A 20,420-nucleotide genomic window follows, 5' to 3' on the forward strand; every position below is an offset into this window, starting at 1 on the left:
TTGGGAGAACGACGTGCTTGGTTGGCGCAGTTCAGTGATACCAGACGCTGAGCCGCGCTCAAATCCCGAAGGCGAGGCGGTCTTTATCTTTCGCCCTGATGCGCCGAGCCCAGGATCATCTCCGAGGCCTTCTGTCCGATCATCATGCTTGGCGCGTTGGTGTTGCCGCCGATCAGCTTCGGCATGACTGATGCATCGGCGACCCGGAGCCCGTCCACGCCTCGCACCTTCAGCGTCGCCGGATCAACGACCGCCATCGCGTCCGTCCCCATCTTGCAGGTACCGGCAGGGTGGTAGACGGTCAGCGCTGCGGCGCGCAGATAGGCGAGGATCTCGTCGTCGCTGCGGACATCCTTGCCCGGAAGCATTTCCTTGCCGCGCACTGGATCGAACTCGGACGCGGCGAGGATCTTGCGCGCGATCTTGATGCCTTCGACAAGCACCATGGCGTCGTCTTCATCGGCGAGGAAGCGGTGGTCGATGAGAACGTCGCGGCGAGAACTGTCCCGTGACAATCTGATCTCGCCCACGCTTTTCGGTCTGAGCACGCAGGTGTGAATGGCATAGCCGTGGCCGTATTCGATGAGCCTGCCGCGATGGCTGCGATAGCCCGGCACGAAATGGAACTGAATGTCGGGCAGGCCGTTCGCATGCCTGGTTTTCGCAAAGCCGCCGGCCTCGACGTAATTGGTGGTGAGCATTCCCTTGCGGCGCGCGAAATACTGGAAGGGCGCCGCCGCGATGCGGGGCAGGTTGGCAAGCGACAGGCCGAGCGTCCTGGTGCTCCTGGAGCGCACGGTGATCATGCCGTCGACATGGTCCTGCAGGTTCTTGCCGACACCCGGCAGGTCGAGAACCGGCGTGATGCCGATCTGCCGCAACTCGTCGGCGGGGCCGATGCCGGACGCCATCAGGATCTTGGGAGAGTTGATGGCCCCGGCACTGAGTACGATCTCGCGGCTGGCCGCGAGTATTTTTTGCTGGCCGTCATGGCGCACGCGCAGTCCAGTCGCGCGCCCTTCGGCGATGACGATGTCGATCACCTCGCATGCGCTGAGCAGCGTCAGGTTCTTGCGATCGAGCACCGGGCGCATGAAAGCGGTGAAGCTGCTGAAGCGCTGGCCCCGGTTCTGCGTGACGTTGTAGGTCCCGACGCCGAACTGGCTCTCGGCATTGAAGTCTCCGTTGGCCGGCAGGCCGGCACGTGCGCCAGCCCTGACGAACATGCCGGAAAGCACGTTCGGATCGCGCGGATTGTCGACCATCAACTCGCCGTCCGTGCCGTGATAGCGCGGGTCCTGGGCGAGCAGGTTGCGCTCCAGCTTCCTGAACACCGGCAGCACGTCGCTGTAGGCCCAGCCGGCGCAGCCGAGTCCGGCCCATTCGTCATAGTCCTCCGCGGCGCCGCGAATATAGACCATCGAGTTGATCGAACTCGATCCGCCCAGCGCCTTGCCCCGGTTGACCGGAATGCTGCGGTTGTTGAGATGGGGCTGTGGCACGCCGACGAAACAATAGTCGTAATTCGGGTTGCCATAGAGCGACAGGATGCCTGCCGGCACCTTTACCCGCAGGCTGTCGTCGCTGCCGCCGGCCTCTATCAGGCACACTTTGACCGACGGATCGGCGCTCAGCCGATTGGCCACCACGCAGCCGGCCGAACCCGCGCCGACGACGATGTAATCATAGCTCTCAGTGCTCATGCCAGCCCCTCGAGGATGCCGGCGCTCGAGGCATTGCGGAACGGGCCGCCGCGGTAGTGCATCCTGTTCCGCAACCAGTTCCGTGCCGACCCATGCCCGGCTTCGCCCGCCACCTCATGCGGCGATGCGGATCCGACCGCTGAAACTGTAGATGCGTCTATCGACGCGAGAAATTCGGAAATGGTTACGCGTGACTTCGGAGATTCGTTATGGGCGCCCACCGGCACGTGCTGCTACTTGTGAGCGCCAATAACGAGACGACCGGATGACACACGGCCTGTCTGGAACACGGTGAAATGGATCACCCCGGGCTGCATCCGCCAGCCGCCGGAAATCGGCTTTCGTTCCGTGCGGCAGGAGCTGTCGGATGGTCAGGAGAGGACTGGGCATGTCGGTTGAGACGATAGACACGCTTGTCGTTGGCGGCGGCCAGGCGGGGGTGGCCATGAGCGAGCACTTGAGCAAGTGCGGGGTACCTCATCTCGTTCTCGAACGCGGCCGCATTGCCGAGCGCTGGCGCTCGCAGCGGTGGGACTCCCTCGTTGCCAATGGCCCGGCCTGGCACGACCGCTTCCCGGGCATGGAGTTTCCGATTACGGGTCCCGATGGCTTTCCCTCCAAGGAGGAGGTTGCCGACTATTTTGTCGCTTACGCAAAGCAGATCGATGCGCCGATCCGCAGCGGCGTCGAGGTCAGGCTTGTGCAAAGAAATGTCGGTCGGCCCGGATTCCGGGTCGAGACGTCCGATGGTGTGATCGAGGCAAACAGCATCGTCGCCGCGACCGGACCTTTCCAGGTCCCCGTCATTCCGTCCGTTGTGCCAGCGGAGGCGGGCATCCTGCAAATCCATTCCAGCGCGTATCGCAATCCCGCGCAATTGCCAAAGGGCGCGGTGCTGGTGGTCGGAGCGGGATCGTCGGGCGTGCAGATCGCGGACGAGCTCCAGCGCGCGGGAAGGCGCGTCTATCTTTCGGTCGGCCCGCACGACCGCCCGCCGCGGGCCTATCGCGGGCGCGACTTCTGCTGGTGGCTGGGCGTTCTCGGCAAATGGGACCTCGAAACCCCAGGGCCAGGCACCGAACATGTCACGATCGCGGTGAGTGGCGCGCGCGGCGGCGAAACGATCGATTTCCGCCGTCTGGCCGCGCAAGGGCTTACCCTGGTCGGCATGACGAGGACCTACCAAGACGGACTGATGAGCTTCGCGCCTGATCTTGCGAAAAATATTGCCCGCGGCGACACCAATCTGATGTCGCTGCTGGACGAAGCCGACGCCTATGTCGCGCGCAACGGTCTCGACCTTCCGGAAGAACCCGCTGCCCGCCGGATCGAAACGGATCCGGAATGCATGACCAATCCGATCCGCGAACTGCACCTGGCCAAGGCCGGGATAGCGGCGATCATCTGGGCGACGGGCTTTGCCGCCGATTATAGCTGGCTGAAGGTCGACGCCTTTGACGAGAAGGGCCGGCCAAGGCACCAGCGCGGCGTCTCGACAGAGCCAGGAATCTATTTCCTGGGGTTGCCCTGGCAGTCGCGAAGGGGTTCCAGTTTCATCTGGGGCGTATGGCACGACGCCAAGCACGTCGCCGATCGTATTTCGACGCAGCGAAAATATCTGGCCTACCACGCCGCCGCGAAGCGCGAGCCCGTGGACGCCTGACCAAGCCGACGACAGCTGCGAGCCGACCTGATGGAGACAAACATGGCGCATACGCGAATTCGCACCTTCAACACCAAGGATACCTATCCCGAGCAGAAGCTCGACAACGATCTGTGCCAGGCGGTCGTCACGCGCGGCGGCCGCACGATCTATCTGCGCGGCCAGTGCCCGCAGGATTTGGACACGGCCAAGAACATCGGCAGTCACGATCCGGTCGAGCAGACCCACAAGGTCATGCAGAACATCAAGCAGCTCATCGAGGAATGCGGTGGGACGATGGAACATCTGGTGAAGGTGGTGATCTACCTGACGGATGTACGCCATCGCGAAGCCGTCTACCGAACGATGGGCGAGTACATCAAAGGCGTGCATCCGGTTTCGACCGGCCTAGTCGTGTCAGCCCTGGCGCGGCCGGAATGGCTGGTCGAGATCGACGGCACTGCCGTAATTCCGGATGATGGCGCAACCATCATCCCGGACTGAGCGCCATGACCTTCTCCATCGTGGCACGGTGCCGGCGCACCGGTATGTTCGGAGTGGCGGTGTCTTCGTCATCTCCCGCGGTCGCGGCCCGCTGCGCCTATGCGCAGGCGGGCGTCGGGGCGGTTGCCAGCCAGAACGTCACGGACCCGACGCTCGGGCCACGAGCGCTCGAGCTGATGGCGCGGGGCGCCTCCGCCACTGAGGCCGTCGCGATCCTGAAGCGTACGGCCGCTTTCAGCGAATACCGGCAGGTCCTGGCGGTCGACGCGGCTGGCGGCAGCGCAATCCATTCGGGACCGAAAGCGCTCGGCATCTGGGCCGAGGCGCGCGGCGAGGACGTCGCCTGCGGCGGCAACCTGCTTGCCAACGATAGGGTTCCGCAAGCCATGGTGGACGCCTTTCTCGCCTCCGAAGGCGATCTCGGCGACCGGCTGATCGCCACCATGCGCGCCGCGCTCAGGGCCGGCGGCGAGGCGGGACCTGTCCGCTCCGCCGGCATGAAGCTGGTGCGCGATGTCTCATGGCCCGTCGCCGACCTGCGTTGCGACTGGAGCGAAGAGTGTCCGGTCGAGCAGTTGGCGACGCTCTGGGATATCTACAAGCCCCAGCTTGATGCCTATGTCACGCGCGCCCTCAATCCGTCTGGTGCGCCGAGCTACGGCGTTCCCGGTGACGAGTAGTCCCGACAATCTGGAGCCAGCATGAGCGAACTCAGTCATGAGGATTGGATCGGCAAGGCGTCGGCGATCCGTTTTCGCGACGGCGCGTTCATCGACGGCAAGACGATGCCCGCGCGCTCCGGCCGGACATTCACCAGCATCAATCCGGCCACGGGAGCAACGCTCGCCGAGGTGGCCTCCTGTGGCGAAGAGGACATCGACCTTGCCGTCGCCGCGGCGCGGCGCAGTTTTGAGGCTGGCGTCTGGTCGCGAACCACCCCTCAGCATCGCAAGCAAGTGCTGCTGCGGCTGGCGGAATTGCTGCGCGAGAACCTGCAGGAGCTGGCGCTGCTGGAATCGCTGGATATGGGCAAGCTGGTCAAGGACGCCGCGACCATCGACGTGCCGGGATCGGCGGCGATCTTCCAGTGGTACGCCGAAGCGATAGACAAGGTCTATGACGAGGTGGCGCCGACGGGGCGGGGTGACCTCGCTTTGGTGCGGCGGGAACCGCTTGGGGTCGTGGGCGCCGTCGTGCCATGGAACTTTCCGCTCGACATGGCGACCTGGAAATGCGCGCCTGCGCTGGCCGCTGGCAATTCGGTGGTGCTGAAACCCGCCGAGCAATCGCCTTTCTCGGCGCTCAGGCTGGCCGACCTTGCCATGGAGGCGGGCCTGCCCGCCGGCGTGCTCAATGTGGTGCCCGGCCTCGGCGAGACGGCCGGCCAGGCGCTTGGCCGCCATATGGACGTGGATTGCCTTGCCTTCACGGGATCGACCGCCGTCGGCAAGATGTTCCTGCAATATTCCGGCCAGTCGAACATGAAGCAGGTCTGCCTGGAGACCGGTGGCAAGAGTCCCAATCTGGTGTTCGCCGATTGCGGCGATCTGGATGCGGCAGCCGACATGGCCGCCTTCGGCATCTTCTTCAACCAGGGGCAGGTATGCTCGGCCAATTCCCGGCTTCTGGTGGAGCGCGGCATCAAGGATGCGCTGGTCGAGAAACTGGCGCAGCGGGCAACGGCGACCCAGCCCGGAGATCCGCTCGACCCCGCATCCAGAATGGGTGCGATGGTGGACGCGCGCCACGCCGCGACCGTCATGCGTTTCATCGATGGCGGCAAGAAGTCGGCGCGGCTGGTGACCGGCGGCGACCGGGTCGCCGTCGACGGGCGCGGCAGTTTCGTGCAGCCCACGATCTTCGACGATGTCTCGCCCGACGACCCGCTTGCCCGCGACGAGATATTCGGTCCGGTCCTATCGGTGATCGCCTTCGACACCGAAGACGAGGCGCTTCGCATTGCCAACGACAGCGTCTATGGCCTGGCAGCATCGGTGTGGACCGACAGCCTGTCGCGGGCGCATCGCCTCGCGGAAAGGCTGCGCGTGGGCACAGTTTCCGTGAATACCGTCGATGCGCTGAGCCCAATGACTCCCTTCGGCGGGTTCAAGCAGTCCGGCTTCGGGCGCGACCTGTCGCTGCATGCGCTCCACAAATACACCGCGCTGAAGACCACCTGGATAAAGTATTGAGGAGTGGCCGCGACTTGATCACCGGCCGCAAACCGGCAACATAGCCACCATGCCGCTCCGCTTCACGCTCAGACAACTCGAATATTTCGTCGCCGTTGGCGAAGCGGGTTCGATCGCCAAGGCGGCCGAGCAGGTGAATGTCTCCCCGCCGTCGATCTCGGCGTCGATCGCTCAGCTCGAAGCCGAGTTCGGTGTCCAGCTTTTCGTGCGCAGGCACTCGCATGCTCTGGCGCTGACCGCGGGCGGGCGCCTGTTCCTCAAGGAAGCCGCGCGCCTGCTCAACGACGCGGACGCACTACACGATATTGCCGGCGATATCGCCGAAAAGGTGCGCGGACCGCTGGCGATCGGCTGCCTGCTCACTTTCGCGCAGATCGTGCTGCCGGCGTTGCGCAAGAAATTCGAGGACGCCTATCCCGATGTGCGCGTCAGGCAATTCGAGCGCAACCAGGGACAATTGTTCGAGATGCTGCAGCGTGGCGAGATAGACGCCGCGCTGACCTACGATCTGGAGCTGTCGCAAGACATGACCTTCGAGCCGCTGATGCAGTTGCCGGCCTATGTGATGCTGCCGGCCGCGCATCGCCTGGCGGCAAAGGCAGGCATCACCCCCGAGGAACTGGTCGATGAGCCGATGGTGCTGCTCGATCTGCCCTACAGCAGGGAATATTTCCTGTCGGCTTTCCAGCCCAGGGGCCTGCGGCCCAAGATCGTCGAGCGCACCGGCGACATCGCCGTGATGCGCTCGATGGTCGCCAATGGCTTCGGCTACGGCATCGCCAATATGCGGCCGCTCAACACCATGTCGCCGGACGGGAAATTACTGGTCTTCGTGCCTTTGCTGGGCGACCTCCGACCGCTCACAATAGGAATTGCCTTGCCGAACGCCGAGCATCGCACGCTGACGGTGCAGGCCTTCATCGACCACTGCCGCCGCTTCGTCGTCGAGCAGGGCGTCTTCGGCACCGAACGGATCGTGAAGTGAGGGCTGCCATGCGGCTCACGGCCAGCCATCGGTGAGCCGTTCCAGCAATCTGTCCAGCATCCCATCGCAACGCCGCAACTGTTCGACGCTGACAAATTCGTCCGGCTTGTGTCCCTGGGCCATGGAGCCCGGCCCGCAGACGACGGCAGGCGTGCCGAGATCGCGGCTGAACAATCCGCCTTCCGTGCCGAACGCGACTTTCATCGTGTCGTTGGCACCGGTCAGCGATTTGACGAAGGCCACCGCCTCCGACGCGGCCGGCGTGTCGAGGCCCGGATAGGTGTTGGTGATCTCGATGTCGATCGCGGCCTCGGCAGCGATCGAAGCGGCGTCCTGCGCAATGCGCGCCGCGGCGTCGCGAAGCCTGTCCAGAATGCCGGTGGCATCGTCGGCGGCAATGTTGCGAATCTCGAAATCGACCTGGCACAGGTTGGGCACGATGTTGAGCGCGACGCCGGCATTGATCCTGCCGACATGTACCGTCGTGTAGGGAATGTCGTAGTCGCCGTCGCGGGCGCCGTCGCGGGCCAGCCGTTCCTGTTCGTCACGCAAGGCGCGCACGAAATCGCACCCGAGGTGGATGGCGTTGAGCGCCAGCGGGGCGAGCGCCGAATGACCTTCGCGTCCCCTGCAGACGGCGCGAGCGGCAAGCTTGCCCTTGTGCCCGGTCGCCACCTGCATGTTGGTCGGCTCGCCGACGATGCACAGCAACGGGCGTTGCGGCACCGCGCTCAGCATTTCGATCAGGTCGCGCACGCCCAAGCAGCCGACCTCCTCGTCATAGGAGAGCGCCAGATGCAACGGTGTCCGAAGCGCCATCTTGGAAGCCCTGACGCAGGCGGCGAGCGCAGAGGCCACAAAACCCTTCATGTCGGCCGCGCCGCGTCCGTAAAGCTTGCCGTCGCGCTCGGTCATTTGGAACGGCGGCAGCGTCCAGTTCTGGCCGTCGACGGGGACGACGTCGGTGTGGCCGGAGAGCATCACACCGGGCCTGCCGGGCGGGCCGATGGTGGCAAAGAGATTGGCCTTGTGCCCATCCGCGCTGTGGACGATCTGGCAGGCAATGCCGCTCGCCACGAGCAAGTCGGCCGCATAGCCGATCAGATCGAGGTTGGAGTCGCGGCTTACCGTCGGGAAGGCGATCAGCCGTTCGAGGATCCTGATACTGTCCATTTTCCTGTCTCTCGGTAGGGTCCCGGCTGTCTAGCATCATGCCGCCGATGCTCTGAAGTCGCATTTCGCTCAGCCCCGGTTCAACACAGACTAATCCGCGCCGGCGCGCGATTAGGCGCGTCCTAATCGGCACAGAAGAAATCCGTAGTTTTCCCGCGCCGGCTCCAACTTATGAGTAGTCTTGGCAGCACCGGCAGTGCCGAGCCGGCAAGGAGAAAACACCATGCGCGATCCACGCTACGACGTCCTGTTCGAGCCGATGAAGATAGGTCCGGTAACGGCCAAGAACCGCTTCTATCAGGTTCCGCACTGCAATGGCGGCGGCTATCGCGATCCGTCGGCGGCAGCAGAAATGCGCCGCATCAAGTCGGAAGGTGGATGGGGCGTCATCTTCACCGAGCAGACGGAAATGCACTACACTTCCGAGATCACGCCCTTCATCGAACTGCGGCTATGGGACGACGCCGACATTCCGGCCTTGGCCAAGATGGCCCGGGCCATGCACGAGCACGGCGCGTTGGCTGGCATCCAGCTCGCCTATTCCGGAATCAACGGCCCCAACCTCTACACCAAGGAGGTGCCGCGCGGGCCGTCGGCCCTGCCGATCCGCACCTTCACCAACGATCCGGTGCAGGCGCGCGCCATGGACAAGCAGGATATCCGCGATTTGCGTCGCTGGCATCGCAATGCCTTCAAACGCGCGAAGCAGGCCGGTTTTGACCTGGTGTGCCTCTATGGCGCGCACGGCTTCGGCATCATCCAGCATTTCCTGTCGACGGCCACCAACCAGCGCGGCGACGAATATGGCGGCTCGCTGGAAAACCGCTCGCGGCTGATGCGCGAGCTGATCGAGGAAGGGCGCGACGCGATCGGCGACACGTGCGGCCTGACGCTCAGGCTGTCGCTGGACGAGATGATCGGCGAGCTCGGCTTCGCCAATTCGGAAGTCCGCGACATGATCGAGATGCATGCCGAACTGCCCGATCTGTGGGATCTCGCGCACGGCGCCTGGGAAGATTGCTCGGGCCCGTCGCGCTTCAAGGAAGAGGCGGCGCAGGAAAGCCTGGTGTCGGGCATCAAGAAGCTGACCTCGAAGCCGGTCGTCGGCGTCGGCCGCTTCACTTCGCCCGACGTGATGGTCAGGATGATCAGGTCGGGAACGCTCGACTTCATCGGCTGCGCCCGTCCGTCGATCGCCGATCCCTTCCTCCCGAGGAAGGTCGAGGAGGGCCGCATCGACGACATCCGCGAATGCATCGGCTGCAACATCTGCATCACCGGCGACATGACCATGTCGATCTCGCGCTGCACGCAGAACCCGACCTTCATGGAGGAATGGCGCAAGGGCTGGCATCCGGAGCGCATGCAAGCCAAGGGCGACAGCGACAGCGTACTGATCGTCGGCGCCGGGCCTGCCGGACTGGAGGCGGCGCGTGCGCTCGGCCTGCGCGGCTACAAAGTGGCCATCGCGGAAGCCGGCACCGAGCTCGGCGGGCGCGTGGCGCGCGAGAGCCTGCTTCCGGGTCTGTCAGCCTGGGGCAGGGTGCGCGACTATCGGCAATATCAACTCAGCCAGATGCCTGATGTCGACATCTATTTCGGAAGCCGGCTGTCAGCGGATGAGATCCTGTCCTTCGGCTTCCAGAACATCGCCATCGCCACCGGATCGACCTGGCGCCGCGATGGCGTCGCGCGTGCCCATGTCGTGCCGATGCGGATCGACGCCGCGATGCCGGTCTACTCACCCGACGACCTGATGGCCGGCAAGGTTCCGGCCGGCAAGGTCGTCCTGTTCGACGACGACCACTATTACATGGGCGGCGTTCTGGCCGAGCTGATGGCGCGTCAGGGAACGAAGGTGACCTTGGTGACACCATCGGCCTATGTCTCGGACTGGACCCGCAACACGCTGGAGCAAGGGGCCATTCACCGCCGCCTGGCTGAATTCGGGGTCGATATCGTGCTCAACAGGACCGTCGTGAATATCGCTTCAGGTGGTGTCGCCACGGCCTGCGTCTACACCGGCGCGAAACACGATCTGACCGCCGATGCCGTCGTCCTGGTCACGTCGCGCAACCAGGACGACGCCGTTTGGCGCGATCTCAAGGCCCGGGAAAACGAGTGGGCCGACAACGGCATCCGTTCGGTCAAGGTCATCGGCGATGCCGAAGCACCGGGACCCATCGCCTGGGCAACCTATGCCGGCCACCGCTTCGCCCGCGAGTTGGACGAACCCGACATCGGCGACGCATTGCCGTTTCGGCGGGAAGTCGCCGCACTGGCGGCGGAATAGAACCGCGCGGGGGGGCGCGGCAGATCAGACCGCCCGTCCTTCCCTGTCGAAGAAATGCAGATGCTCGGGCTCGGCCAGCAGGCCGACCTCGGCGCCGGTTTCGGGCGTCGGTCCTTGATTGTGGATGACGAGGCATGTCTGGCCTCCGTCCAGCTCGACATGGAGCAGCGTGACGGCGCCGGTGTATTCAGCCAGCCTTACCCTGCCGCGCAACGTGGTGTTCGAGGGCTGGCCCAGCGACAGGTGCTCGGGTCGAATGCCGACCGATGTGGCCGTCGCGGAAACCGATGCGCCAAGCGCGATCGGCTGTCCGTCGGCGAGCGGCAGGACGTTCATCTTGGGGCTGCCGATGCCGGACGGCATGCACTGGCTGCGCGAGGGCACCGAATTTCCCATGCCGAAGGAGCGCGACGCCGTGGCGATGGCGCGGCTTGCCCATTTCGGCAACTGGCTGCGTGTCGCGGCACGGTTCGACGGTGGCGCCGAGTGTACCGTGCTGGTGACTCTGCATCTGAAGGCCTGAACCGGCTCGCGCCGGCGCCACAGGCCTTGCCTGCGGCTGGCCAATCCGTTTTTCGGCCCCATGGAGAGATCATGAGCGACGCATACGCCACATTTGCCCCCGACAGCTTTGCCGGCAAGACCGTGCTGGTGACCGGTGCCGCCAGCGGCATGGGTTTAGAAACCGCACGTGCATTCCTCTCCAAAGGGGCCGAGGTCGTGATGTGCGACCGTGACGCGGAAGGCCTTGCGAGGCGCCATGACGAGCTGGGCGGGATGGCCGGGACACCGCACAAGGTGGTGGCAGACATGGGCGAGCCCGACAGCATCAAGCATATGTTCGATTATTGCGATGCCAGGCTGGCACGGCTCGACAATGTCGTCACCTGCGCCGCGATCATCACCGCCAAGCGAATCCCGGACCAGGATTGGGCGCACTGGCAGCGCGTGCTCGGCGTCAATTTGCTGGGCACCTTCTTCACCGTCCAGGGGGCGGTGCAGCGCATGCAGGGCAGCGGTGGGGGAAACATCGTCTGCGTGGCATCGGACGCCGGCGTGCATGGCGGCGGTGGCCTTATCGCCGACACGGCCTATGCGGCCTCGAAGGCCGGCACGCTGTCACTGGTGAAGTCGGTCGCGCGCGAACTGGCGGGAAAGGCGGTGCGCATCAACGCCCTCAATCCGGGGCCGACCGATTCGCCGATGCATTCCCACATCGACCCGGCCCTGAAGGATCGCATCGCGGCCAATCTGCCGATACGCCGCATGGGCCGGCCAGACGATATGGCTGCCGCGATCCTGTTCCTATGCTCCGACGCCGCGAGCTTCGTCTATGGCGCGGCGCTCGACGTCGATGGCGGCTCGATGTTCCGCTGACCGGCAGGGCGACTGCGTCGAACCTTCTGCAAGCTTTGGTTTTTCAGTCGGCCGGACGGCCCGAGACCGGACGCCGTCCATCGATCCACAAGGCAAGCAAGGTGCAGGCCGCACCCGAGAGTAGGTAGGCGCCCGCCGCGATGAGGCCGAAATTGCCGGCCAGCAAGAGAGCTGCGAGCGGCGCGAAGCCAGCGCCGAACATCCACGCAAGATCCGAGGTTATCGCCGAGCCGGTATAGCGATGCTGTCGCGAAAAGCTCGATGCGACGACACCCGACGATTGCCCGAAGCTCAGCCCCAGCAGGATGAAGCCCAGCACCATGAACAGGGCCTCGCCAACGGTGCCGCCATCCAGGAGCTGCGGGGCAAAGCCGCTGAACGTCGCGATGGCGATCGCCGAACCGCCGAGCAGCGCACGGCGCCCGACGCGATCGGCAAGTGGACCCGACGCGACGATGGCCGCGATGCCGAACAGCGCGCTCACCGCCTCGATCGCCAGGAAGCGCGCCGGCCCCTCCTTGGTGAACAGGAACACCCAGGAAAGCGGAAACACCGTCACCATATGGAACAGGGCGAAACTCGCCAGCGGCGCGAAGGCGCCGACGACGACGTTGCGGCCTTCGGTCCTGATCGTGTCCCTTATGCGCGTCGGCTGCAGGTCGCCGCTCTCGTACAGTTTCGAGAATTCGGGCGTCACCACGATGCGCAGCCTGGCGAACAGGGCCACGACATTGATGGCGAACGCGACGAAGAAGGGATAGCGCCAGCCCCAGGCAAGGAAGTCGTCGGCCGACAGGTTGGCGACGAAGAAGGCGAAGAGGGCGCTGGCCACGATGAGGCCGATCGGCGCGCCCAGTTGCGGGATCATGGCATAGAAGCCGCGCCGGTTCCGCGGCGCGTTCAGTGCCAGCAGCGAGGGCAGGCCGTCCCACGTCCCGCCGAGCGCCACGCCCTGCCCGATGCGGGCCAGTGCCAAAAGCCAGATAGCGACCGCGCCGATATCGCCATAGGCGGGAAGGAACGCGATGGCGACGGTCGAGGTGCCGAGCAGGAACAGCGCGATCGTCAGTTTCGCACCGCGACCGTAGGCGCGATCGACGGCCATGAACAGGACGGAGCCGAACGGACGGGCGATGAAGGCCAGCGCGAAGATGGCGAAGGAGTAGAGCGTTCCGACGAGCGGATCGTGCGTGGGAAACACCAGTTTGGGGAACACGATGACGGACGCTATCGCATAGACGAAGAAGTCGAAGAATTCCGACGTCCTGCCCACGATCACGCCGACCGCGATATCGCCCGCGCTGACCTGGCCGTGGTCCGAGCCGATCAGCCCGCTGTTTGTTTCGCCAGTCGAAGTATGAGCCATCTTATCCGTCGCCACCGCGTGGAATGAAATATCTGGGACCCAATTGCGGCAATCCCATTGTGCGCTGCACACTGTGCCAGACCTATCCCGGCTGGGCATTGGACAAATTGTCCAATGTCACCGCGCCGCCGCCGGCAGTAGCCCTTGATCGATACCGCACTGCAACATTCCAACGCGTTGCGGAGGTCCATCGAGGGCAGCGTCTGATGAAACGATTTGGAGCCTTGCTTCTGCTTCCCCTGGCCGGGCTGTTGAGTGGCTGCGATATGGTGGTGCTCGCGCCGGCGGGCGATGTCGCGGCTCAGCAGCGCGACCTGCTGGTGGTCTCGACCCTGCTTATGCTGATCATCATCGTGCCGGTCATGGCGCTGACTGTCTTTTTCGCCTGGCGCTACCGGCAATCCAACGCTTCGGCGACCTATGCGCCGGACTGGGATCATTCGACGAAACTGGAACTGGTGATCTGGGCAGCACCGCTCCTGATCATCATATGCCTTGGCGCGCTGACCTGGCTCGGCACGCACCTGCTCGACCCATACCGCCGGATCGACCGGATCGAAGCCGGCCAGCCCGTCACCCAGTTGCACAAGCCACTCAGGGTCGAGGTCGTGGCGCTCGATTGGAAATGGCTGTTCATCTATCCGGATTATGGCATCGCCGCCGTGAACGAGCTGGCTGCGCCGGTCAACCAGCCGATCGATTTCCGCATCACCTCGTCGGCGGTGATGAATTCCTTCTACATTCCAGCCTTAGCCGGGCAGATCTACGCCATGCCGGCCATGGAGACGAAGCTGCACGCCGTCATCAACCGGCAGGGTACCTATAGCGGCTTCTCGGCCAACTACAGCGGTGCCGGCTTTTCGGGCATGCGCTTCGCCTTCCACGGTCTGTCCGATGAGGCCTTCGACCAGTGGGTGGCACAGGCCAGGACAGCGTCGGCGGCGCTTAACCGCGACAGCTATCTCGAGCTCGAAAAGCCGAGCGAGAACGAACCGGTCCGGCACTACGCCTCGGTCGATCCCGACCTTTATGGCGCCATCCTCAACCTGTGCGTCGAGCGCGGCAAGATGTGCATGAACGAGATGATGTCGATCGACGCCAAGGGTGGTCTCGGTCTTGCGGGTGTGCGCAACACCTTGCCGCTGCAATACGACAAGCTCGCCCGGCGCGGCGCGGTGTTCGGAAACAATCCCTCCTATGTCGCCAGCATCTGCACGGCTGAGGAGGCTGCTGCGGTCTCGCGCGCGTCCCGCGATGCCTGGCCGACCTATTGGCCGGCGAAGAACCTGTCCCCGCTTCGCGGGGCGGGATTGCTCCGGCCAGGGACCGACAGCCGTAGCGCGGAGGCGGATACGCCGACCCTCGGCCTGCTGCGGCGTGAATTGTGAGAGACAGCCGATGCCCGATACGCTGACCAAATTCATTTTCGGCCGCCTCACCTGGGAGTCGCTGCCGCTGCATGAGCCGATCGTCGTCGCCACCTTCGTCGCGGTGGCGCTCGGTGGCATCGCGCTTCTGGGCGTCATCACCTATTTCAAGCTGTGGGGCTACCTCTGGCGCGAATGGTTCACCAGCGTCGACCACAAGAAGATCGGCATCATGTACATGGTGCTGGGCCTCGTCATGCTGCTGCGCGGCTTCTCGGACGCCATCATGATGCGGTTCCAGCAGGCCATCGCCTTCAATGGCTCCGAGGGCTACCTGAACTCACACCACTACGACCAGATCTTCACCGCCCACGGCGTCATCATGATCTTCTTCGTGGCGATGCCCTTCGTCACCGGGCTGATGAACTTCGTCGTGCCGCTGCAGATCGGCGCGCGCGACGTCTCCTTCCCTTTCCTCAACAATTTCAGTTTCTGGATGACGGTCGGCGGCGCCATCCTGGTCATGGCATCGTTGTTCGTCGGCGAATTCGCCCGCACCGGCTGGCTCGCCTATCCGCCGCTCTCCGGCATCGGCTACAGCCCCGACGTCGGCGTCGACTACTATATCTGGGCGCTGCAGGTGGCGGGGGTCGGCACGACGCTGTCGGGCATCAACCTGATATGCACGATCATCAAGATGCGTGCGCCCGGGATGACGATGATGCGCATGCCGGTCTTCACCTGGACGTCGCTCTGCACCAACGTGCTGATCGTCGCCTCTTTCCCGGTGCTGACGGCGGTGCTCTCGCTGCTGGCGCTCGACCGCTATGTCGGCACGAACTTCTTCACCAACGACTTCGGCGGCAATCCGATGATGTATGTGAACCTCATCTGGATATGGGGTCACCCGGAAGTCTACATCCTCATCCTGCCGCTGTTCGGCGTCTTTTCCGAGGTCACCTCGACCTTCTCCGGCAAGCGCCTGTTCGGCTACACCTCGATGGTCTACGCCACGGTGGTCATCACCATCCTGTCGTACCTCGTCTGGCTGCACCATTTCTTCACCATGGGCTCCGGCGCCAGCGTCAATTCCTTCTTCGGCATCACCACGATGATCATCTCGATCCCGACGGGAGCGAAGATCTTCAACTGGCTATTCACAATGTACCGGGGCCGCATCCGCTTCGAACTGCCGATGATGTGGACGGTGGCCTTCATGCTCACCTTTACCGTCGGCGGCATGACCGGCGTGCTGCTTGCCGTGCCGCCGGCGGACTTCGTTCTGCACAACAGCCTGTTCCTGATCGCGCACTTCCACAATGTCATCATCGGCGGCGTGCTGTTCGGCCTGTTCGCCGGCATTGCCTACTGGTGGCCCAAGGCCTTCGGGTTCAAGCTCGATCCGTTCTGGGGCAAGGTCTCGTTCTGGTGCTGGGTGGTCGGCTTCTGGTTCGCCTTCATGCCGCTCTATGTCCTCGGCCTGATGGGAGTGACGAGACGCATGCGTGTGTTCGACGACCCGTCGCTGCAGATATGGTTCGTCATCGCCGCCTTCGGCGCGGTGCTGATCGCCTGCGGCATCGCCGCCTTCCTGATCCAGATCTTCGTCTCCATCCGCAGGCGCGAGGCGCTTGCCGATACGACCGGCGATCCCTGGGAAGGCCGTACGCTCGAATGGTCGACATCCTCGCCGCCGCCCGCCTACAATTTCGCTTTCATGCCGGTCATTCGCGACAACGATGCCTGGTTTGACATGAAGCAGGCCGGCTACGTCAGGCCGCTTGCCGGCTTCAAGCCGATCCACATGCCAAGCAATACCGGCACCGGCATCATCCTGGCCGCCTTCAGCGTTGCGCTCGGCTTCGGCCTGATCTGGTACATCTGGTGGCTGGCGGCGCTGAGCTTCGTCTGCCTCATCGCCACCGCGATTGGCCACACCTTCAACTATCACCGCGACTTCCACATTCCGGCGGCCGAAGTCACGCAAACGGAAGAGGCGAGGACGACGCTCCTCGCCGCTCAGGGCTAGGGTTTGAGCATGACATCGACGGCAATCACGGCCGGCACCGAACCGGTCTTCCACCTGGAAGAAGAGCATGCGCACGCCGAAGGCGGCTCCACCATGCTCGGCTTCTGGCTCTACCTGATGAGCGACTGCCTGATCTTCGCGATGCTATTCGCCGCCTATGGCGTGCTTGGCGGCAACTACGCGGCCGGGCCGGCGCCCAAGGACCTGTTCGATCTCGATCTGGTGGCGGTCAACACCGCCATGCTGCTTTTGTCCTCGATTACCTATGGCTTTGCCATGCTGACCATGGACAAGGGCCGGTTGGCGGCGACGCAAGCCTGGCTTGCCGTGACCGGCCTGTTCGGTCTGGCCTTCTTGTCGATCGAACTCTACGAATTCGCGCACATGATCCATGAAGGCGCCACGCCGCAGCGCAGCGCGTTCCTGTCGTCGTTTTTCACGCTGGTCGGCACGCACGGCCTGCATGTCACCTTCGGCACCGTCTGGCTGGTGACGCTGATGGTGCAGGTCGCGAGATTTGGCCTGATAAAGGCGAACCGCCGCCGGCTGATGTGCCTCAGCATGTTCTGGCACTTCCTCGACGTCGTCTGGATCGGCGTCTTCACCTTCGTCTACCTGATGGGAATGTTGCGATGAGCGCTCATGATCATGCCGAGGGTCACGGCCACGCCCATGATGGAGCGGCACACGGATCGTTGCGGGGCTATCTGACCGGCTTCGTCCTGTCGGTGATCCTGACCGCCATTCCATTCTGGCTGGTCATGACCGGCATCATCGATGACAAGCAGGCCACGGCCATCGTCATCATGGCCTTCGCGGTCGTGCAGATCGTGGTCCACATGGTCTTCTTCCTGCATATGAACACCGCCTCGGAAGGCGGATGGTCGATGCTGGCGCTGATCTTCACGCTGATCCTGGTCGGTATCGTGCTGACCGGTTCGCTCTGGGTGATGTACCATCTCAACGCCAACATGATGCCGGGACTGCACGACATGCGCGAGATGCCATGAGCCCGGCGGCGGGCTCTGGGAGGACCATCATCGAGGCGATCGGACAAACCGGCATTGGCTCGCGTCCCGCCCCGCAAGGGGACGCCGGCGGATCGTCCGCGTCGCGCCTTGTCCTTGTGCTGCTCGGACTTCTCGGCGTGCTGGTGTTTGTCGGGCTCGGCATATGGCAGCTGGAAAGGCGGGTCTGGAAACTCGATCTGATCGCCCATGTCGACCAGCGCATTCATGCCCCGGTTGTCGATGCGCCTGGCCCGCAGAGCTGGAACGGCATCACCGCGGCCGGTTACGAATACCGCCATGTGCGGTTGGCGGGGCGCTATCTGGGCGGCGCCAACACGCTGGTTCGGGCGGTGACGGAGCTTGGCGGCGGCTATTGGGTGCTGACGCCGATGCGAACCGACAGTGGTTTCGTCGTGCTGGTCAACCGCGGGTTCATTCCCCAGGAGCGCAAGGCTGAGTTCGAACGGGAGAGGGGCGGTCGAACCGCGCCGGCCGTCATTGACGGGCTGTTGCGCATGAGCGAACCCGGCGGAGGATTCCTGCGCAAGAACGACGCCATGGGCAATCGCTGGTATTCGCGAGACGTCGCCGCTATCGCAACCGCGCGCGGGTTGACGATCAATGTCGCTCCCTATTTCGTCGATGCGGAAGCATCCGACATCGAGGGCTGGCCGCGCGGCGGGCTGACCGTCGTGACTTTCCGCAACAGCCATCTGGTCTATGCTTTGACCTGGTTCACGCTCGCTGCGATGCTCGCCATTGCCCTGGCCAGGCCGATGATCGGCCACCGCCAGCGGCAAGGACCCACGAGATGAGCGTTCCCACGCAAGAGCTTCACCATGACAAATCCCTGGTGGCGGCATCCCTTGCCGGCAAGAACGGGACAGTATCGCATACCGATGCGACGAACAGGAAGAATCTGTTCCTGCTCATCCAACTGCGTTGGCTGGCGGTGGCGGGTCAGGTGCTCACCATTCTGGCGACGGAATACTGGTTCGATATCCCGCTGCCGCTGGGGGAGATGGCCGGGGTGGTGCTTTTTCTGGTGGGCCTCAACATCTTCAGCCTGCTGGTCCTGCGCGGTATCAGGCCTATCAGCAACACCCAGCTCTTCATCGCACTCATCTTCGACATGGCGGCACTGACGACGCAGCTTTACCTGAGCGGCGGCGCGTCCAATCCGTTCGTATCGCTCTATCTCTTGCAGATCACGCTCGGCGCGGCACTGCTGACGCCAAGGTTTACCTGGATTCTCGTGGCGGCTGCCTCGGCCTGCTTCGTCTTCCTCATCTTCCTCTTCCAGCCGATCGCCATCCCGCATCATGGCGGCAGCGATCTCCTGTCCCTGCATATCAGGGGCATGTTCATCTGCTTCGTTCTGGCGGCCGGGCTGATCGTGATCTTCATGACGCGCATCAACCGCAATCTGCGCGAGCGTGACGCCTATCTCGCCGATCTGCGCCAGCGCTCGGCCGAGGAGGACCACATCGTGCGCATGGGCTTGCTGGCTTCCGGAGCCGCGCACGAACTCGGCACGCCGCTAGCCACGATATCCGTCATCCTGTCCGACTGGCGCCAGATGCGCACCCTTGCGCGCAACCGCGAGCTGGCGGCCGACGTGGCCGAAATGCAGGCGCAGATCGAGCGCTGCAAGCGCATCGTGTCCGGGATCCTGATGTCTTCGGGCCAGGCGAGGGGCGAGGGAACGATACGCACGACCATTCGCGATTTCCTCGACGATCTGGTCGAGGAATGGCGCATCAGTCGCCAGCCATTCAAGCTGGAATACAAGAACGATTTCGGCCCGGACGAGCAGATCGTGTCCGACACGGCGCTGAAGCAGGTCATCTTCAATGTGTTCGACAATGCCCAGGAAGCATCGCAGGATTGGGTCGGCGTGACTGCCGAGCGGCAGGGCGACAAGCTGATGATCTCCGTGCGCGATCGCGGTCCGGGTTTCGACGAGGGTATTCTGGCAGCACTTGGCCAACCCTATATGTCGAGCAAGGGACGGCCAGGCGGCGGTCTTGGTCTGTTCCTCGTCATGAACGTCGTCCGGAAACTGGGAGGCGATTTTTCGGCGCGCAATATGGAGCAGGGCGCTTGTGTTACCCTTTCGCTACCGCTGGCGGCACTGACCGATGGAGATGATCGTGAGGTTTGATCGATCCCTGTTTATCGTCGAGGACGACGCGACCTTCGCGAAAACGTTGAAGCGCTCCTTCGAAAAGCGCGACTACGACGTCGTCGTCTGCCACGACAGGGAAGCATTGCTCGGCGCCCTCGAAAAAACTGTTCCGGCTTACGCCGTCGTTGATCTCAAGCTGGGGGCTGGTGGCTCCGGGCTGGAGTGCGTCAAGTTGCTCAGCGCCCGCGATGCTTCGATGAAGATCGTCGTGTTGACGGGGTTTGCCAGCATCGCCACGGCGGTCGAGGCGATCAAGCTCGGCGCCAGCCATTACCTGGCGAAACCCGCCAATACCGATGACATCGAAGCCGCCTTCGGCCGTGCCGAGGGCGATGTTTCCGTACCGCTTTCCAGCCGGCCCACCTCGATCAAGAATCTGGAATGGGAGCGCATCCACGAAACGCTGGTCGAAACCGGCTTCAACATCTCCGAAACGGCGCGCCGGCTTGGCCTTCACCGGCGTACTCTGGCCCGCAAGCTCGAGAAGCGCGTGGTGAGGTAGCACAGCGCCGTTGCTCTCGCGAGCGGGCCGAGCCCAGTCTGGCTCATCGATCACCCCGGGTGCGAGCATTCAGTGCTTCCTTGCTCGGT

The 20,420-nt window shown here is 63.9% G+C and carries 19 protein-coding genes; 15 read left to right on the forward strand and 4 right to left on the reverse strand.

Translation table 11 applies throughout. The features are described from left to right. Positions 1 to 83 precede the first annotated feature (83 nt). Positions 84 to 1,703 carry a GMC family oxidoreductase gene (locus LB543_RS20860; protein WP_224615386.1) on the reverse strand — a complete coding sequence of 540 codons (1,620 nt, stop codon included), beginning with the start codon at positions 1,701 to 1,703 and terminating at the stop codon, positions 84 to 86. 388 nt (positions 1,704 to 2,091) lie between these two features. On the opposite strand from LB543_RS20860, the gene LB543_RS20865 reads away from it, so the two are divergent. The 5 genes from LB543_RS20865 to LB543_RS20885 are packed head-to-tail and all read left to right on the forward strand — an operon-like array spanning position 2,092 to position 7,026. Beyond that, on the forward strand, positions 2,092 to 3,366 hold the full coding sequence (locus LB543_RS20865) for a flavin-containing monooxygenase (RefSeq protein ID WP_224615387.1): 1,275 nt from the start codon (positions 2,092 to 2,094) through the stop codon (positions 3,364 to 3,366). Between the two features lie 42 nt (positions 3,367 to 3,408). Then, positions 3,409 to 3,849: a RidA family protein gene (locus tag LB543_RS20870; RefSeq protein ID WP_224590040.1), complete on the forward strand. Its 441-nt coding sequence runs from the start codon at positions 3,409 to 3,411 to the stop codon at positions 3,847 to 3,849. A 5-nt stretch (positions 3,850 to 3,854) separates the two neighbouring features. Next, positions 3,855 to 4,529: a DUF1028 domain-containing protein gene (locus LB543_RS20875; protein ID WP_140812745.1), complete on the forward strand. Its 675-nt coding sequence runs from the start codon at positions 3,855 to 3,857 to the stop codon at positions 4,527 to 4,529. Positions 4,530 to 4,550: 21 nt separating this feature from the next. Continuing rightward, entirely contained in the window at positions 4,551 to 6,041 is a 1,491-nt protein-coding gene (locus tag LB543_RS20880) for an aldehyde dehydrogenase (protein ID WP_224615388.1), read from the forward strand. 49 nt (positions 6,042 to 6,090) lie between these two features. Next, complete coding sequence (locus LB543_RS20885; RefSeq protein ID WP_224615389.1) at positions 6,091 to 7,026, forward strand: LysR family transcriptional regulator; 936 nt, start codon at positions 6,091 to 6,093, stop codon at positions 7,024 to 7,026. Between the two features lie 15 nt (positions 7,027 to 7,041). Here LB543_RS20885 and argE read toward each other — a convergent pair whose 3' ends face one another. Continuing rightward, a complete protein-coding gene (gene argE / locus LB543_RS20890) occupies positions 7,042 to 8,199 on the reverse strand; it encodes an acetylornithine deacetylase (RefSeq protein WP_224615390.1) in 1,158 nt (385 codons plus the stop codon). 223 nt (positions 8,200 to 8,422) lie between these two features. Here argE and LB543_RS20895 point away from each other — a divergent pair, with 223 nt between their 5' ends. Further along, positions 8,423 to 10,492: an FAD-dependent oxidoreductase gene (locus tag LB543_RS20895; RefSeq protein WP_224615391.1), complete on the forward strand. Its 2,070-nt coding sequence runs from the start codon at positions 8,423 to 8,425 to the stop codon at positions 10,490 to 10,492. A gap of 24 nt (positions 10,493 to 10,516) precedes the next feature. On the opposite strand, the gene LB543_RS20900 is transcribed toward LB543_RS20895, so the two are convergent. Further along, the gene (locus tag LB543_RS20900) at positions 10,517 to 10,855 is read right to left on the reverse strand and encodes a TOBE domain-containing protein (protein ID WP_224615392.1); all 339 of its coding nucleotides are present in this window, start codon (positions 10,853 to 10,855) and stop codon (positions 10,517 to 10,519) included. Between LB543_RS20900 and LB543_RS20905 the strand changes: the two genes are divergently transcribed. Both LB543_RS20905 and LB543_RS20910 read left to right on the forward strand, forming a co-directional pair. Further along, a complete protein-coding gene (locus LB543_RS20905) occupies positions 10,842 to 11,015 on the forward strand; it encodes a hypothetical protein (RefSeq protein ID WP_224615393.1) in 174 nt (57 codons plus the stop codon). The two genes, LB543_RS20900 and LB543_RS20905, sit on opposite strands and share 14 nt — an antisense overlap. Positions 11,016 to 11,164: 149 nt before the next feature. Then, a complete protein-coding gene (locus LB543_RS20910) occupies positions 11,165 to 11,869 on the forward strand; it encodes an SDR family NAD(P)-dependent oxidoreductase (RefSeq protein WP_411908773.1) in 705 nt (234 codons plus the stop codon). 43 nt (positions 11,870 to 11,912) lie between these two features. Here the strand turns inward: LB543_RS20910 and LB543_RS20915 are convergent, their stop codons facing one another. After that, entirely contained in the window at positions 11,913 to 13,235 is a 1,323-nt protein-coding gene (locus LB543_RS20915) for an MFS transporter (protein WP_224615395.1), read from the reverse strand. 206 nt (positions 13,236 to 13,441) lie between these two features. Between LB543_RS20915 and cyoA the strand changes: the two genes are divergently transcribed. Genes cyoA through LB543_RS20950 form a run of 7 tightly spaced genes read left to right on the forward strand, consistent with a single transcriptional unit; the run spans position 13,442 to position 20,331 of the window. Continuing rightward, complete coding sequence (gene cyoA / locus LB543_RS20920) at positions 13,442 to 14,623, forward strand: ubiquinol oxidase subunit II (RefSeq protein ID WP_224590030.1); 1,182 nt, start codon at positions 13,442 to 13,444, stop codon at positions 14,621 to 14,623. A gap of 10 nt (positions 14,624 to 14,633) precedes the next feature. Then, positions 14,634 to 16,631, forward strand: coding sequence for a cytochrome o ubiquinol oxidase subunit I (gene cyoB / locus LB543_RS20925; RefSeq protein WP_224615396.1), 1,998 nt, complete (start codon positions 14,634 to 14,636; stop codon positions 16,629 to 16,631). Positions 16,632 to 16,640: 9 nt separating this feature from the next. Further along, positions 16,641 to 17,267: a cytochrome o ubiquinol oxidase subunit III gene (cyoC, locus tag LB543_RS20930; RefSeq protein WP_224615397.1), complete on the forward strand. Its 627-nt coding sequence runs from the start codon at positions 16,641 to 16,643 to the stop codon at positions 17,265 to 17,267. Then, entirely contained in the window at positions 17,264 to 17,641 is a 378-nt protein-coding gene (gene cyoD, locus LB543_RS20935; RefSeq protein WP_224615398.1) for a cytochrome o ubiquinol oxidase subunit IV, read from the forward strand. The genes cyoC and cyoD overlap by 4 nt, the downstream gene beginning before the upstream one ends. Continuing rightward, positions 17,638 to 18,456: an SURF1 family protein gene (locus LB543_RS20940; protein WP_224615399.1), complete on the forward strand. Its 819-nt coding sequence runs from the start codon at positions 17,638 to 17,640 to the stop codon at positions 18,454 to 18,456. The genes cyoD and LB543_RS20940 overlap by 4 nt, the downstream gene beginning before the upstream one ends. Continuing rightward, the gene (locus LB543_RS20945) at positions 18,453 to 19,805 is read left to right on the forward strand and encodes an ATP-binding protein (protein ID WP_224615400.1); all 1,353 of its coding nucleotides are present in this window, start codon (positions 18,453 to 18,455) and stop codon (positions 19,803 to 19,805) included. The genes LB543_RS20940 and LB543_RS20945 overlap by 4 nt, the downstream gene beginning before the upstream one ends. Next, positions 19,783 to 20,331 carry a response regulator transcription factor gene (locus LB543_RS20950; RefSeq protein ID WP_263498777.1) on the forward strand — a complete coding sequence of 183 codons (549 nt, stop codon included), beginning with the start codon at positions 19,783 to 19,785 and terminating at the stop codon, positions 20,329 to 20,331. Before LB543_RS20945 ends, LB543_RS20950 begins: the two co-directional genes overlap by 23 nt. The last annotated feature ends 89 nt before the right edge of the window (positions 20,332 to 20,420 follow it).

This window comes from Mesorhizobium sp. ESP7-2, from assembly GCF_020164715.1.
Lineage (GTDB): Bacteria > Pseudomonadota > Alphaproteobacteria > Rhizobiales > Rhizobiaceae > Mesorhizobium.